We start from the raw sequence: 14,487 nt of genomic DNA on the forward strand, positions 1-14,487 counted from the left end.
TTTTTAGGACTATTTCATAGAAATAGTTGACTCTACTGGATAATGATCAGAATAATCATCATACGTATATTTTTTGAACCATGATGTAACAGTCCATTGTGGAGATTTCGGCTGTAACACTTTATTTTCTATATGCGATGGGTTCGCATGATCTTTACTTGCAATAATATAATCCAAATACTCGGCAGGGCTATCGGGGAAATTGTATTTCGCAATACTGTTTGTCGTCGCATCCCAAGTCGCTGTATGTCCAGTATAAGTTGGAATAGAAGCGTGTAATGTTTTAAACATAGATGCATACTCTGAATCACTATTATTCTCAGCGTTTATTTTATTTACGTTCATATCTCCACCAATTAACACATACTCGTTATTTGGTATATTTTTATTTTTAATAAACTCTTGAATTTCTTGTAGCTGTTTTGTACGTACAGATGCTGGCGAAGTGTTTCCACACATACTATCTTCAGCTTGTAAATGAGTCCCAATCACATGTACAAAACGATCATTTTTCTTAACTTTTGTGTATGCAAATCCTTTATTTGATAAGTTATCTGGTCCACAGCCTTTTTCGAATACATATTGGATCTTTTCAACAATTGGCCATTTACTCACAATCGCTACACCTCCATCTTCAGGAGTCGAAGATGAATAGTTTCCTAACGTCTTATCCCACTCGCTTCCACTACTACGACCTAATACTGCCGTTTGATTTGGATATTCTTTCTTCAAATTTCCTAATAAGCGATTTGAAGCACTATTATCAAACACTTCATTTAATATAACAACATCTTGATTCTTTATATAATCTGCCGCTCCAATTAAATCCGCACGCTGACTTTGTCCCCAGTTGGGATATAGGTTTGTTGATAGCATGTACACATTATGCGTCATAACTTTTAACGTATCATTTTGATTTGTGGACATTTCTGCTTGAACGGAAGATCCGCTATATAAAGCTGCTAGACTCATTCCAAAGCTAAGTACAACTTTTAACAATTTACTTTTCACGAGTCATACCCCCATGTATTGTATAGTGATAAAAAGGCCAAATTCTCTATTCTGAGATTTGACCTTTCCCCAATACTTAACGATTGCCGTACGTATCAAACCAAAGCTGAATATATCCAGCTGTTACACGTTGCGCTTCCGTTAATCGCTTACCAGTCATTGGTGTAACTTCAGCACGCCATTTGTCCGCATAACTTTGTGATACAGCAGCTTTTACAAACCAACTTTTCGTATTACTATTTACAATGCCAGGGTAATCTTGCTTCGCAGCCACTGCCGCCCCATGAATCCAATCTTCAGGGTTCGTACCTTTCCAGTTCCAATATCCATTTCCGTCCGTTACTTTGTAATTATCTTTAATTGTATCTACAAAGTTTTCATATTTAGAATGGAATCCTTGTGGATAAGAAATATTCGTAAAGTTTGCTGCATGCATCGGTTGATTTACATCTCCTAAATAATGAAGAGATAACCCTAAATAGAAGAATGCTTGTTTCATATCTTTGTTTTTATAAGATTCACCAGCTAATTTAAAATACTTAGCTCCAGTTTCCTTCGCTTGCTTTGCAAGTGGAATGTATGTACTTCCATCGTCTGGATCATAGAAATGCGACGCAAATGTACTATTGTCATAATAAGGATTTTCATAATCAGCAGAATAAATACCATTTTCTAAATCTGTGCGCCATTCATTTAATAGTGCAACTTGATCTTGTTTTACAATTGTCGTATTACGGGACATAATATCAATTGCACGATTCACGATCCATAAATGAGAATTTACACCTTCTGAGTGTTTATCTTCAGCGGACCAATATTGAATAATCTGTACTCTATTCCCTCCATCATTTTCATGTGCAAAAGCTACATTTTGTAACGGAGCTGCTAACGTAATAGCTGCTGCTAAAGCAAGCACTTTCTTTTTCATATGAAATCCTCCATTTTATAGTTGAGTTATTGTAAATATTTTGTTTGGATCCTACGATGTCTTTCGGTTAACCTATGATTAGAATATCCCACCTTCCACCGAATTTCTATTATTTAATTAAAATATGCAAATGTTCATATCACTATAACTTTATACATAGTGAACGTAATGAATGAATGCACTTACATTGTAATAAAGTATTGTTAAGCTACTGCAAATACTTGTCTAAACTAATGTAAAAAAAGAGTAAAGCGATTAACCGCTTTACTCTTTTTTTCTTTTCGATAATATACTTGGCAATTGCACATTAACTGCCAATTTATGAATAAATCCAAACACTAATCCAATCCCGATAAATATGTATAAGATCGTAAATACCTTTCCGAAATCAGTTTGCGGACTAAAATTCCCATCACCGACAGTCGTCAACGTGACCACACTAAAATATAAAGCGTCAAGAGGACGTAATCCTTCAACTGTGCTATAAAAAATCGTACCAGATGTTAATGTTAAAAATGTTAATACGAATAATACTTGAAATTCTTTATCTTTCCACGCTCGTAAACAGGCTTTTAGCATCCGTTTCAATGTCAACATAAATGAAAGCATTCGACTTCCCCTTCCAAACAAAATACCTTTAGTTAAAGGAAAGTCTATCACCTTTCTGTATAGAAAAAAAGTAGCCCTCTTCTATTTCTAGAAAAGGGCTACTTTTTACTATTCTCTATTATTTAGGTGAAACAAGAATTTTCACTTGTGTTTTATCTTTTACAAGTGCTTCAAATCCTTCTTCAACAACTTGATCCACTGTGATTTTTTTCGTAATTAATTTCTCTGCTTGAATTTGGCCAGAGCTAATTAATTTAATAACAGCTGGGAAGATATGACGGTATCCAAGAATACCGATAACTTCTTTTTCTTTTAATACAAGGTTGTTTGGCGTAATTGTTGCGTCTTTTTCCCATACACTAACAATTACAGTTTGTCCTTCAAAACTTGTACTTTCAATCGCTTGACGAAGTACTACTTCAACACCTGTTACTTCGAAGCTCACATTTACACCTAAACCATTTGTTAAGTTACGAATTTCTGCTAGTACATCTTGAGTAGCTGGATTTAATACGTAATCCGCACCTGCTAATTTTGCTAACTCTTGACGTTCTTTAGAAAGTTCAACTGCAATAACAGGAGTTGCTCCTGCTGCTTTAGCTGCTTGAATGACAAGAAGTCCAATTGGACCACAACCAAATACTGCTACAGCTTCTCCTTCTTTTAATTTACTTTGACGTACTGCATGAACTGCTACTGCTGCTGGTTCTACAAGCGCACCTTGTTCATACGTCATTTCATCAGGAATATGGTGGACCATATCTTCTGGTACTACTGTATATTCAGAGAAACCGCCGCCTTCTCCGCCAAGACCGTGGAAAACAAGTTGTTCACAAACATTGTAATGTCCATGTTTACAAGCTTCACATTTACCACAAGAATAAATTGGTTCTACAACGACGCGATCTCCCACTTTATGAGAAGTAACGCCTTCACCGATTTCAACTACCTCACCACTAAACTCATGACCTAAAATAACCGGTGCTTTTACGTGTGTTAATGGGTGCTCTTCTGTTGGAATAAAAATAGGTCCTGCTAAATATTCATGCAAGTCTGTTCCGCAGATACCACACCATTTCACTTTAATCTTAACTGCTCCTGGTCTTACAGTTGGTTCTGGTACTTCTTCTACTCGTACATCGCGTTGATTATGCCAAAGTAATGCTTTCATTTTATACATCCCTCTCTACGTATATACTTAACCTGGTGAAGTTTACCAATCTATTATAATACTTCTATCCATATATTTCAAAAAAACAATCTCATTTCCACTAAATTTTAACAAATAAAGTTCAATATTTTGTCACTTTGTACTTTTTTCCACATCTGTTAATGCTAATTTCATTGCGGTTGAAATTAGCATTATGCCATAATAGCATAGGAGAGGTGAATATCGCTTGAAATATTTTATTTACTTTATTGTTATCGTAGCGTTCCTAGATACATTTTCACAATTACCTATTATGAGTACGTTCGCTCAAAGTCTTGGCGGAACTCCTCTTATTATTGGGCTAGTTGTCGGTATGTACTCATTCGCGAATATGATCGGTAATATTATCGCTGGCGCTGCCGTCGATAAATTTGGTGCAAAAAAAATACTTTATATAAGCATGGGATTTACGAGTTTCATAGTCTTGTTATACACCGTTGTTCAAAGTGGTGAACAACTATTAGTTTTGCGCTTAATGCACGGTTTTAGTGATGGATTTTTAATTCCAGCTGCTTTTACGTTTTTATCAAAACAAACGAATTCAGCAAGGCAAGGTAAGGCGATGGCTCTATCTGGTGCTGCTGTTGGAACAGCTGCAATCGTAGGACCTGCTTTCAGCGGCATTATGAAAGCAACAGCTGGTATAGAGTGGGTGTTCATTACTATTTCTATTTTAATGGTCCTTGGTACAATCGTATCTCTATTCTTCTTACCAAATAACGTATCAAGAAAAGATACATCAAGAACTCAAATGATGAACAAAGAAGATATGATTGAACTATTGAAATCAGAACCGTTATTACAAGCATATATTGGTGCTTTCACACTAATGTTTTCACAAGGAATTGTCACTTATATGTTACCAGTAAAAGTTGAGGCGTTAGCACTTAAAGCATCTACAACAGGCATGATGTTAAGTGTATTTGGAATTACCGCTATCCTCTTCTTCTTACTGCCAACAAATCGCATTTACGATCGATTTAATCGTTCAAAACTAATGCTAATCGGGATTGCAGTAATGGCACTAGCATTATCTTTACTCGGATTATTTGCAACAAAGGGCATGCTCTTTATCGTTATGATGATTTATGGAATTGGGTTCGCTATCCTCTTCCCAGCAATTAATGCTTTACTTGTTGAAAATACGACAGATAATAATCGCGGGAAAGCATTCGGATTGTTTTATGCATTCTTCTCGTTAGGAGTTGTTGCTGGGTCCTTTACAGTTGGAGCAATCGGGGCATCACCTAGCGCTAGCTTCGTTATCGGAACTGCATTCTTATTAACATTTGCCGGTATGATTTACGTAAGAAGCAAAGTAAAAAAGGCAATGATGGGTTAATTCCGTCATTGTCTTTTTTTCGCCTAATATATATTACTTTTGCATATAACCAAGTAATACTGTAAATAAACTTATGTATAAAAGCAATACTACATTCTTCCTTTAAAAAAGAAAGTCTATAAATACCAACGATACTTCGACAATTTCCTCGGAAATATTTCTTTTCCCCACATAATTTGCTACACTATATATGAACAAACGCTTGTATTACATAAGCTGAAATAATAACTTACTGTACAAATATAAAAGCACACTCTTCATATGAAGAATGTGCTTTTACTTTATTAACGTCTAATCCAAACAGCGCCTGCTGACTTATCCTCTGCCTGTCCAACAACTTGGAATTTAAGTCCAAGATTTGGAACTTTTCGTCCTGCGTCAGCAATTTGCTTATTACTGTATACCTTTGAATCATCAAACGTTGTGACACCTTGTAATCCAGTATAATTAAACTGTCCTCGTGTAAATGAATTTACACTCCATGAAGGTGTTTGATCAAATGAAAATGCAGCATCTGCAATTTGAATTCCAGTATTACCGTATGCTGGTTTCCCGCCTAAATTTCCAACAATCGCTTCTGGATGAGAATCTACAACACCAAGGAAGCCTTCACCTGGATGTAACCCAACCCAGTTATCTTTGAAACTATCATCTGCATACCAAACGACAAGACCTGTATTATACACCGGACCTTTTCCCGCTTTTAATCCATTATCTGATCCAGCATAGTTTCTCCACTCTAGATAATAATAATGGGGTTTCTGTTCTGTCCCATCAGAAACAACGAATCCATTTAACTTCATTTTAGACTGTCCTTCTGCGTCATCTGAAAATACTACTTGTCCATCAACTGTTACATTTACATTATCCATTGCGAAACCTTTATATGTTAAAGCTGGATCTGTAATATAGTCGAATTGTAGTTTAACTTTCTTCCCTTTAAATTGACTTAAATCGTATGATTTATCAATCCATTTTCCATCTGTTGTATCTTTATCTTCTTGGACTATGTTTTCTCCCAATCTATCAATTAATGTTTTCGTTCCATCTTCAGTTACAGCATGTACTTCGATGAAATCACACTCTGCTTCTAGTTCATAATTCGCTTTATAATCAAATTTTGCATTTGTTCCTTTTGTTAAATCGAAGAATGGTGTTTCTAATGTCGTATGAATATCATCGCCTCTTGTACTATAGTATGCACGCTTTCCAAATCCAGGCTTAATTGTTTCAATACTCTTACCTGGTAAGTTGACACGTACAACACCTGGACGGTTTGATTTCGTAACACTTTGATCAATATATGTAGGAACGCCTACACCACTCTTAATTTTATCGTAATCTACTTCTAAAATTTTCGCCCAGTTTCCACCCATATTCTTTTGTAAGAAATCTTTATTCTGTGGTGAAAAACTAGTTGGCTCTGTTCCTGCGATTTTTCCTGTCCAACTACCTCCACTCATTAATGACCAAGCTTCGACAGGTGATCCATTTCCAGTATAATTCGTATCATACTCATCTGGTAAACCAAGGTCATGTCCAAATTCGTGTGCAAACACACCTACTGCACCGTCTTCTGGTTCAATTGTGTAATCATGAGCCGCTACTTTTCCACCAAAGTAATCTACCTTTGATTTTGTACCTTCAATCGCTACTGGATCTCTTGCTAATTTTGAACGATGTGACCAAATCGCATCATCGCCTAATTTACCGCCACCAGCTTCTTGACCAACACCAGCATGGATTACCATTAAATGATCAATTACACCGTCAGATTCATTTTGATTACCATCACCATTTGTATCATATCTGTCAAATTGATCAAATTGAGATAAATCTAATCCCTTTTCAGCTGCCGCATTTAAAGCTTCCTTCACTAAATCACGTGCGCCTTTTGGTCCTTTATTATCATGACCGCTACTACCATCAGCACCGTAATCAGCAGCTTTACCTGGAACAGTTAACCACTCTGTTACGTATCCGTCTGTCGTATAACTACCACCAGACTGTTCTTCATAATATTGCTTAAATGTTTTTACTTTCGAACCATCAAATAATGTGTAAGGCTCATTACCAAATAACATTTTTTGATAATGTTCTCTACTAAAATCTTTCGAGTACATATAGCCCGGTGTTTGCTCAATATTATTATGTTTATAATCACTAAACTCAACGAGTAACACTAACACTTTATCATTGCGGACAGGTCCATTATATGGAGCTTGTTTCGCCTTAGAAGTTGGAACTTTCCCATCTAATTGTTTTTTATTTGGCTCCGGCTTTTGATCAGGGCTAACATTCTTTTCAGCTTTCTTTACTTTTTCCTTTTCTTCCATCTTTTTTTCTTTTACCTTTTTTACGAAATCAGATGCTTCTTTAGTCGCATCATCTGGAAGAATTTCTTTATTTGCCTGATCCCCTTGCTTCTTTTCAATATATTGCTCTACAGCCTTTTTTGTCTCTTCTTTAGAAGAGGCTGGATTAATTGTTCCTCTTTCTTTCAGCGCTTCCGCTAAACGATCTTCTTGAATTAAGTTATGATCAATTGGCGTTGTAGACACACTTTCTTTTGCTGGCGTTTCTGCATATGCTAACGGAGCACTCATTACAGCTGAGCATCCAATGAGTGTTGCGATCGTTAATGATGACAACACTTTAAATGGCGCTTTTTTTCTCATCTTAATCATCCCCTTGTATCAATTTTAAACTTCAGGTGAAAATACGTAATCTATCCTCCCTTGTATAATAAAAAACATGATTCTATAAGAAATAAGCTTTCTGTTATAGAATCATGCCCTCCAGTTTTCTGGTCAGACCCTCTATCTTTTTATATCGAAATATAAAAAATAAAGAGTGATTTGTTATATATTAAATAGCTTATATTAAAAATTTAAAAGTCAATATGCACAATTGCATGAAAATTCTTTCAAACAAAAAAAAGAACCCAAGTTAATTAAACTTGGGTTCTCCATTTCATATTATTTCTCTTGTGTTTTTTCCCAATCAGCTAAGAATTTCTCAATTCCTTGATCTGTTAATGGGTGCTTCACTAATGAAGCGATTACGTTTGCTGGGATTGTCGCAATATGTGAACCGTTTAATGCTGCTTCTGTTACGTGAACACTGTGACGTACAGATGCTGCAATGATTTCTGTTTCAATGCCGTGAATTGCAAAGATTTCTGCGATTTGGCGAATTAAGTCCATACCGTTATGACCGATATCATCTAGGCGACCTAAGAATGGTGAAACATATGTCGCACCAGCGCGAGCTGCAAGTAATGCTTGCACTGCTGAGAATACTAATGTAACGTTTGTACGAATTCCTAAATCTGAGAATGCTTTTACTGCTTTTAAGCCTTCTGTTGTCATTGGAACTTTTACAACAACATTTGGAGCGATTTTTGCTAACTCTTTTCCTTCTTCAATCATTTTATCAGCTTCTAAGCTAATTACTTCTGCGCTTACAGGTCCTTCAATAAAGCTGCAAATTTCACGAATACGCTCATGGAAATCTACGCCTTCTTTTGCTACAAGTGATGGGTTTGTCGTTACTCCAGCTACTACACCTAATGCATTTGCCTCTTTAATTTCGTTAATGTTTGCTGTATCAATAAAAAATTTCATTTGTTATTCTTCCTTCCTAATTTTCATTTTATATTTATTTATTTTTTCTTAATAAGCTCTAATTCAATCGGAATAAATTTGTCCACTTTTTTACCTTGTGTTATCTCTTTCGCTGTTTCCATCGCCTTCTCTCCGATTAATTCCGGTTTTTGAGCGACTGTTGCTGCCATGCGCCCATCTTTAACCGCTTTTACAGCATCGTCTGTTGCATCAAATCCAACAACAACCACATCTGTTTTACCAGCAGATTTCAATGCCTCAAGTGCGCCTAATGCCATTTCATCGTTATGAGCAAACACTGCTTTTATATCGTTATTTGCTTGCAAAATATTTTCCATAACGGATAATCCTTTTGCACGATCGAAATCAGCTGCTTGTTTTGCTACTACTTTTAAAGACTTATCAGCTACGTTATGGAATCCTTTCCCACGCTCACGAGCAGCAGACGATCCAGGGATTCCTTCTAACTCAGCAACATTTGTTCCTTCACCAACTAACTCCCGAATGTAATCACTAGCCATTTGACCACCTTCGACATTGTTAGAAGCAATGTGAGAAACAACTTTACCCGAATTCGCAACTCGGTCTACTGTAATAACAGGAACATTAGCTGCATTAGCTGCACTTACCGCTGAAGCAACGGCATCTGAGTCAGTTGGATTAATAACAACTACATCGACACCTTTTTGAATTAAATCTTCAACATCGTTTGTTTGCTTCGCTGCATCATTTTGTGCATCAACAGCAATTAATTCAATGCCGCTATCTTTTGCTTTCTTTTCTGCACCTTTTTTCAACGTAACGAAAAATGGATTATTTAAAGTTGAAACAGAAAATCCAACTTTAATAGTTTTATTTCGACCTTTATCGCTAGAATCCTTTGCCCATTCTGGTGGTTCCATTGAACAACCAGCAGTAACTACCATGATGCATGCAACGAGTATCAGTAACCATTTTTTCATGAATTGCCCCTCCATTACGCTTCTTTTCGACGATCAATTAGTACAGCTAGTAAGATTACAAGTCCTTTTACAACTTGTTGGAAGAAAGAAGATACACCTAATAAATTCAAACCGTTATTTAGTACACCAATAATAAGCACACCGATGAATGTACCAACAATCCATCCTCTTCCACCTGAAAGGCTCGTTCCTCCTAACACAACTGCAGCAATTGCATCTAATTCGTAAGAAGTACCAGCAGTCGGCTGTGCAGAATCTAACCTTGATGTTAAGACAATACCTGCAAGCGCTGCCAAAATTCCGGAAAGACCGTAAATCATTACTTTAATTCTCGTAACATTAATACCTGATAAAGCTGCTGCTTCTTCATTTCCACCAATCGCAAACGTACGGCGACCAAACGTTGTTTTCTTTAAAATAAAGTACAGTACTGCAAAAGCAATCATCATTGTAACGGCTGGCACAGGAATACCAAGGAAATAACCACGGCCAAACATTTGGAACATTAAATGATCACCAAGACCAGTGATCGGACGTCCGTCCATATAAACAAGCGTCAACCCGCGAAAAATAGTCATTGTTGCTAAAGTTGCAATAAACGGAGCTACTTTTCCCTTCGCAATAATGATACCGTTCACAATCCCCATTGCAAGACCTGCTAATAATCCAACTGCCATCGCAAGGAACGGGTCCATGCCACTTGCCATCATTCCGGCAACAAGTGCACTTGATAATGCTAAAATAGAACCTACCGATAAGTCAATACCCCCTGTTAAAATTACAAAGGTCATTCCGAATGCAATAAGCGCATTAATCGATACTTGACGCAGTATATTAAATAAATTTGGAATTTCAATAAATGCTGGATTTAAAGCTGTAATTACGACGATAATTAATACTAACCCAATTAAAGAACCGAGTTGTTGTAATACATTCCCCTTCTTAGCCATCCTTACTCTCCCCCTGTAGCTAGTGCCATAATAGACTCTTGTGATGCCTCATCTTTCTCTAAAATACCTCCGATTTTCCCTTCATGAATAACGAGGACACGATCACTCATTCCTAAAACTTCTGGAAGCTCAGACGATACCATAATAACGGCATCACCCTGCTCAGTAAGCTTATTCATAATAGAGTAAATTTCTTTTTTAGCCCCAACATCTACACCTCTTGTTGGCTCATCTAAAATGAGTAACTGCGGATGAATACCTAGCCATTTTGCAATTACAATCTTTTGCTGATTTCCACCAGAAAGAGATTTTACAGCTTGCTCTCCACTAGATGCTTTCACATTAAGTAGCTTCATCATATCCGCTGTAAACTGTTGTTCTAGTTCGTTACTAAGGACACTTCCCTTTGAAAGACTTTCTAAATTCGGTAAAGCTAAATTTTCTCGAATGGAAAAATCTAACACTAACCCTTCAGATTTTCTATCCTCTGTAATGAAAGCTATTCTTTGTCTAATCGCATCTATCGGACTATCAATTTTCACTTCTTGTCCATTCATAAAAATTTGTCCTGAATCGAGCGGTTCATATCCAAATATTGCTTTCATGATATCCGTACGACCGGCTCCCATCAAACCAGCAACGCCAAGGATCTCACCTTTTCTAACTTGAAACGAAACATTTTCAAATTTTCCTTTTTTCGTTCCGTTACGCATTTCAAAAATCACTTCACCAATTTGACTATTGCGCTCTGGGTAACGTTCACCAATACTGCGGCCCACCATCATACTAACTACTTCATCAAATGACGTTTCCGGAATTAATCTTTTCCCTACATATTCTCCATCACGCAAAATTGTAATAGCATCACATATTGAAAAAATTTCTTCCATCCGGTGTGAAATATAAACGAATGAAACGCCCTCTTTACGTAATTTATTAATAACAGTAAACAGCGTTTCAATCTCGCGATCCGTTAATGCTGCTGTAGGTTCGTCCATAATAATAACGCTCGCATTTGTCATTAATGCTTTCGCAATTTCGATAATTTGCTGTTGTCCAACCGATAACTCTCCTGCCAACATAGCGCCTTTTACATGTAACCCTAATTCCGCTAGTTGCTGCTGCGCAATCGCGTTCATTTGACGCGTACGTAAAATACCTGTCTTCCCATACATTAACTCTTTACCGAGAAACATATTTTCAGCTACTGTTAAGTTCGATAATATGTTCAATTCTTGATGTATAAATGCAATACCGTACTCTTCTGCTTCTTTCGCATTTTTAAAAGTTCGTTCTTGTCCATCAATCGTGATTGTTCCACCATCTTTTTTGTATACACCTGTTAAAATCTTCATGAGCGTTGATTTCCCCGCTCCATTTTCCCCCATCAATGCATGGACTTCTCCTGTTTCAATCGTAAACTGTGCGTTTTTTAAAACAGGATTACCACTGAACGCTTTTGAAATATTCTTCATTTCAATATGCATTCTCATCACATCCCTTTATTAAAAAATCACGCCTGCATGTAAAATAACATTCGCATAAGGCGTTGCTTCTCCTGTACGAATAATCGCCTTCGCTCTCTTTGTATGCTCTTTAAATTCCTTATGAGACACATATTCAAATGCTGGCTCTATTAAGCGCATCTCAACTTCTTTATTTACCACTTCATTATTCATAATGACTTCTTCTGCTAGCGTCACTTTTTCAATTGCCATATCATCAGCAACTACTTGTAATACGTCTAAAAAGCTAGGCTTTCCAATTTCAACTGCTAAATCAATTCGTTTTACTCCATCAGGAATAGGTAACCCGCAATCAGCAATTACAATCGTATCTGTATGTCCAAGTGAAGCAAGGACTGCCGCGATTTCACTATTTAATACACCATGCTTTTTCATCTGACAATCACCTGCACTTCACGTACTCTATCTCTCGTCGGCATACCGCCCTGTGCCCCAAGTTTTGTTACAGAAAGACCACCAGCAATATTAGCAAAACGAATAGCCTTTTGAAGTGTTTCTCCTTCAGAAAGCGCAACTGCTAACGCGCCGTTAAATGTATCACCAGCTCCAGTCGTATCTACTACATCTACAGCAATACTTGGAACTTGAACAACTTCCGTTCCGTTATGGAAACGAACACCATTAGACCCCTCTGTCATCAATAGCTTATTTGGATATTTAGCCAGTAACTCTTCAATTGGTGATGTGAAATCATCTAATACAATGCGGCACTCATGCTCATTCGGCGTAATATAAGTCGCTTTTTCTAAAATATCTTCTGATAAAATTTGTGCTGGAGCCGGATTCAACATAACTGGAATTTTATGTTCCTCACAAATAGCCAGAACGTATTTTACTGTTTCAAGCGGAATCTCTAGTTGAAGAACAACCATATCTGCTTTTACAAGAAGGTCTTTTGAACGATCTACAATCGACTCATTTACAAGAGCATTTGCTCCTTGTACGACAACAATACTGTTATCCTCTTCTGCTAAAACGATATGAGCGATTCCTGTTGTTCTATCTGTAACCGGTACCACATAGTCGATAAAAACGCGTTCATTCTCTAAATTTCTTCTAACTACTGTCCCGTAATCATCACTTCCTACTGCACCAACCATCGCTACATTTGCTCCTAATCTAGCTGCAGCAACTGCTTGGTTGGCTCCTTTCCCACCTGGGATCGTATGAAACGCTTCACCAATTACTGTTTCTCCTGCTTTCGGCCGTATTTTTGAAACAGCCACTAAGTCCATTGAAATACTACCTACTACTGCAATATTTGGCATCTGTCTCATCTCCTTACTTCGTTGTATTTCGTTCTATAATTTCAATCGGTAAACGATAATGTTTCTCTTCTAATGGATTTCCTTCCATCTGCTCTAACAACAGCTCTGTTGCAATTTTCCCCATTTCATAAATTGGCTGTGCAACAGTTGTAATAGATGGATACATCATTTCTGTTAAAGAAATCCCATCAAATCCGATAATTTGTAAATCGTCTGGAATAGAAATCCCCTTTTGAAGTGCAGCCTTTACAACGCCGATTGCAATTAAATCATTCCCAGCAACAATTCCATCAATATGCGGATATTCTTCCAATAATTCCACCGCGACCTGTTCACTATTAGCTGGATCGAATGTACTCTCTGCAATCATATAAGAAAGATTATTTTGCGTAATAACGTCTACAAAACCTTCAAAACGTTCATTAGCTGTGCTCACATCACGCGGTCCACGAATATGTGCAATATGTTTACACCCTTTGTCTATTAATAACTTTGTCGCCGCCTGACTCCCTGCATAGTTATCTGCATATACAGTAGGAATTCGCTCATTAAACATACGGTCAATCGCAACAACTGGAATAGACAAATTCATGTAATTAACACTATTTTGTGGATTCGTTGCCACAATAAACCCATCCACATTATTTTGTCTAAGCACATCAATGTATTGTTTCTCTTTTTCTAAATTTTCATCAGAGTTACAAAGGACAACTGTGTAACCTTGTTTATATGCTACATCTTCTACGGCACGTGCAACTTCTGGAAAGAATGGATTCACGATATTTGGAACAACTAAGCCAATTAAACGAGATTTTTTATTGTATAAAGAACGTGCTACTGTACTAGGTTTATAATCTAGCATTTCAATTGCTCGCTCTACTTTTTTTAATGTATCCTCATGAACATATCCATTTTTATTTAACACTCTGGAAACGGTCGCAACAGATACCCCTGCTAATTTTGCAACGTCTTTAATCGTACTCATTCTCTTTTCTCCTCATTTCATGTAACCGTTTACACAAAATAATATAACGCATTTATAAAAATACGTCAAT

At 36.9% G+C, this 14,487-nt stretch carries 13 protein-coding genes; 1 reads left to right on the top strand and 12 read right to left on the bottom strand.

Annotated features, from left to right (window positions below; translation table 11 throughout):
- Positions 1-9: 9 nt before the first annotated feature.
- The 4 genes from sph to bdhA form a co-directional block, all read right to left on the bottom strand.
- Positions 10-1,011: a sphingomyelin phosphodiesterase gene (sph, locus tag MRBLBA3_RS06025; protein WP_000837529.1), complete on the bottom strand. Its 1,002-nt coding sequence runs from the start codon at positions 1,009-1,011 to the stop codon at positions 10-12.
- 76 nt (positions 1,012-1,087) lie between these two features.
- Entirely contained in the window at positions 1,088-1,939 is an 852-nt protein-coding gene (cerA, locus tag MRBLBA3_RS06030) for a phospholipase CerA (RefSeq protein WP_000730988.1), read from the bottom strand.
- Positions 1,940-2,203: 264 nt separating this feature from the next.
- The gene (locus tag MRBLBA3_RS06035; protein WP_000948238.1) at positions 2,204-2,548 is read right to left on the bottom strand and encodes a potassium channel family protein; all 345 of its coding nucleotides are present in this window, start codon (positions 2,546-2,548) and stop codon (positions 2,204-2,206) included.
- Positions 2,549-2,666: 118 nt separating this feature from the next.
- The gene (gene bdhA, locus MRBLBA3_RS06040; protein WP_000645834.1) at positions 2,667-3,719 is read right to left on the bottom strand and encodes a (R,R)-butanediol dehydrogenase; all 1,053 of its coding nucleotides are present in this window, start codon (positions 3,717-3,719) and stop codon (positions 2,667-2,669) included.
- A 226-nt stretch (positions 3,720-3,945) separates the two neighbouring features.
- Between bdhA and MRBLBA3_RS06045 the strand changes: the two genes are divergently transcribed.
- On the top strand, positions 3,946-5,100 hold the full coding sequence (locus MRBLBA3_RS06045) for an MFS transporter (protein WP_363380218.1): 1,155 nt from the start codon (positions 3,946-3,948) through the stop codon (positions 5,098-5,100).
- A gap of 284 nt (positions 5,101-5,384) precedes the next feature.
- Here the strand turns inward: MRBLBA3_RS06045 and inhA2 are convergent, their stop codons facing one another.
- The 8 genes from inhA2 to rbsR all read right to left on the bottom strand — a co-directional run bounded on the left by inhA2 (position 5,385) and on the right by rbsR (position 14,417).
- Complete coding sequence (gene inhA2, locus MRBLBA3_RS06050; RefSeq protein ID WP_044738635.1) at positions 5,385-7,778, bottom strand: M6 family metalloprotease immune inhibitor InhA2; 2,394 nt, start codon at positions 7,776-7,778, stop codon at positions 5,385-5,387.
- A 300-nt stretch (positions 7,779-8,078) separates the two neighbouring features.
- A complete protein-coding gene (fsa, locus tag MRBLBA3_RS06055; protein WP_000667669.1) occupies positions 8,079-8,726 on the bottom strand; it encodes a fructose-6-phosphate aldolase in 648 nt (215 codons plus the stop codon).
- A 38-nt stretch (positions 8,727-8,764) separates the two neighbouring features.
- A complete protein-coding gene (rbsB, locus tag MRBLBA3_RS06060; protein WP_000758995.1) occupies positions 8,765-9,688 on the bottom strand; it encodes a ribose ABC transporter substrate-binding protein RbsB in 924 nt (307 codons plus the stop codon).
- A gap of 14 nt (positions 9,689-9,702) precedes the next feature.
- On the bottom strand, positions 9,703-10,638 hold the full coding sequence (locus tag MRBLBA3_RS06065; RefSeq protein WP_001074640.1) for an ABC transporter permease subunit: 936 nt from the start codon (positions 10,636-10,638) through the stop codon (positions 9,703-9,705).
- A gap of 2 nt (positions 10,639-10,640) precedes the next feature.
- Positions 10,641-12,125 carry a ribose ABC transporter ATP-binding protein RbsA gene (rbsA, locus tag MRBLBA3_RS06070; RefSeq protein WP_000546784.1) on the bottom strand — a complete coding sequence of 495 codons (1,485 nt, stop codon included), beginning with the start codon at positions 12,123-12,125 and terminating at the stop codon, positions 10,641-10,643.
- 18 nt (positions 12,126-12,143) lie between these two features.
- On the bottom strand, positions 12,144-12,539 hold the full coding sequence (gene rbsD, locus MRBLBA3_RS06075) for a D-ribose pyranase (protein ID WP_000716138.1): 396 nt from the start codon (positions 12,537-12,539) through the stop codon (positions 12,144-12,146).
- The gene (gene rbsK / locus MRBLBA3_RS06080) at positions 12,536-13,432 is read right to left on the bottom strand and encodes a ribokinase (RefSeq protein WP_001132838.1); all 897 of its coding nucleotides are present in this window, start codon (positions 13,430-13,432) and stop codon (positions 12,536-12,538) included. Before rbsK ends, rbsD begins: the two co-directional genes overlap by 4 nt.
- 13 nt (positions 13,433-13,445) lie before the next feature.
- The gene (rbsR, locus tag MRBLBA3_RS06085) at positions 13,446-14,417 is read right to left on the bottom strand and encodes a ribose operon transcriptional repressor RbsR (protein ID WP_044738636.1); all 972 of its coding nucleotides are present in this window, start codon (positions 14,415-14,417) and stop codon (positions 13,446-13,448) included.
- Positions 14,418-14,487: the final 70 nt, after the last annotated feature.

Origin of the sequence: Bacillus sp. LBA3-1-1.1 (genome assembly GCF_040676495.1) — a bacterium.
In the GTDB taxonomy this organism is placed as follows: domain Bacteria; phylum Bacillota; class Bacilli; order Bacillales; family Bacillaceae_G; genus Bacillus_A; species Bacillus_A nitratireducens.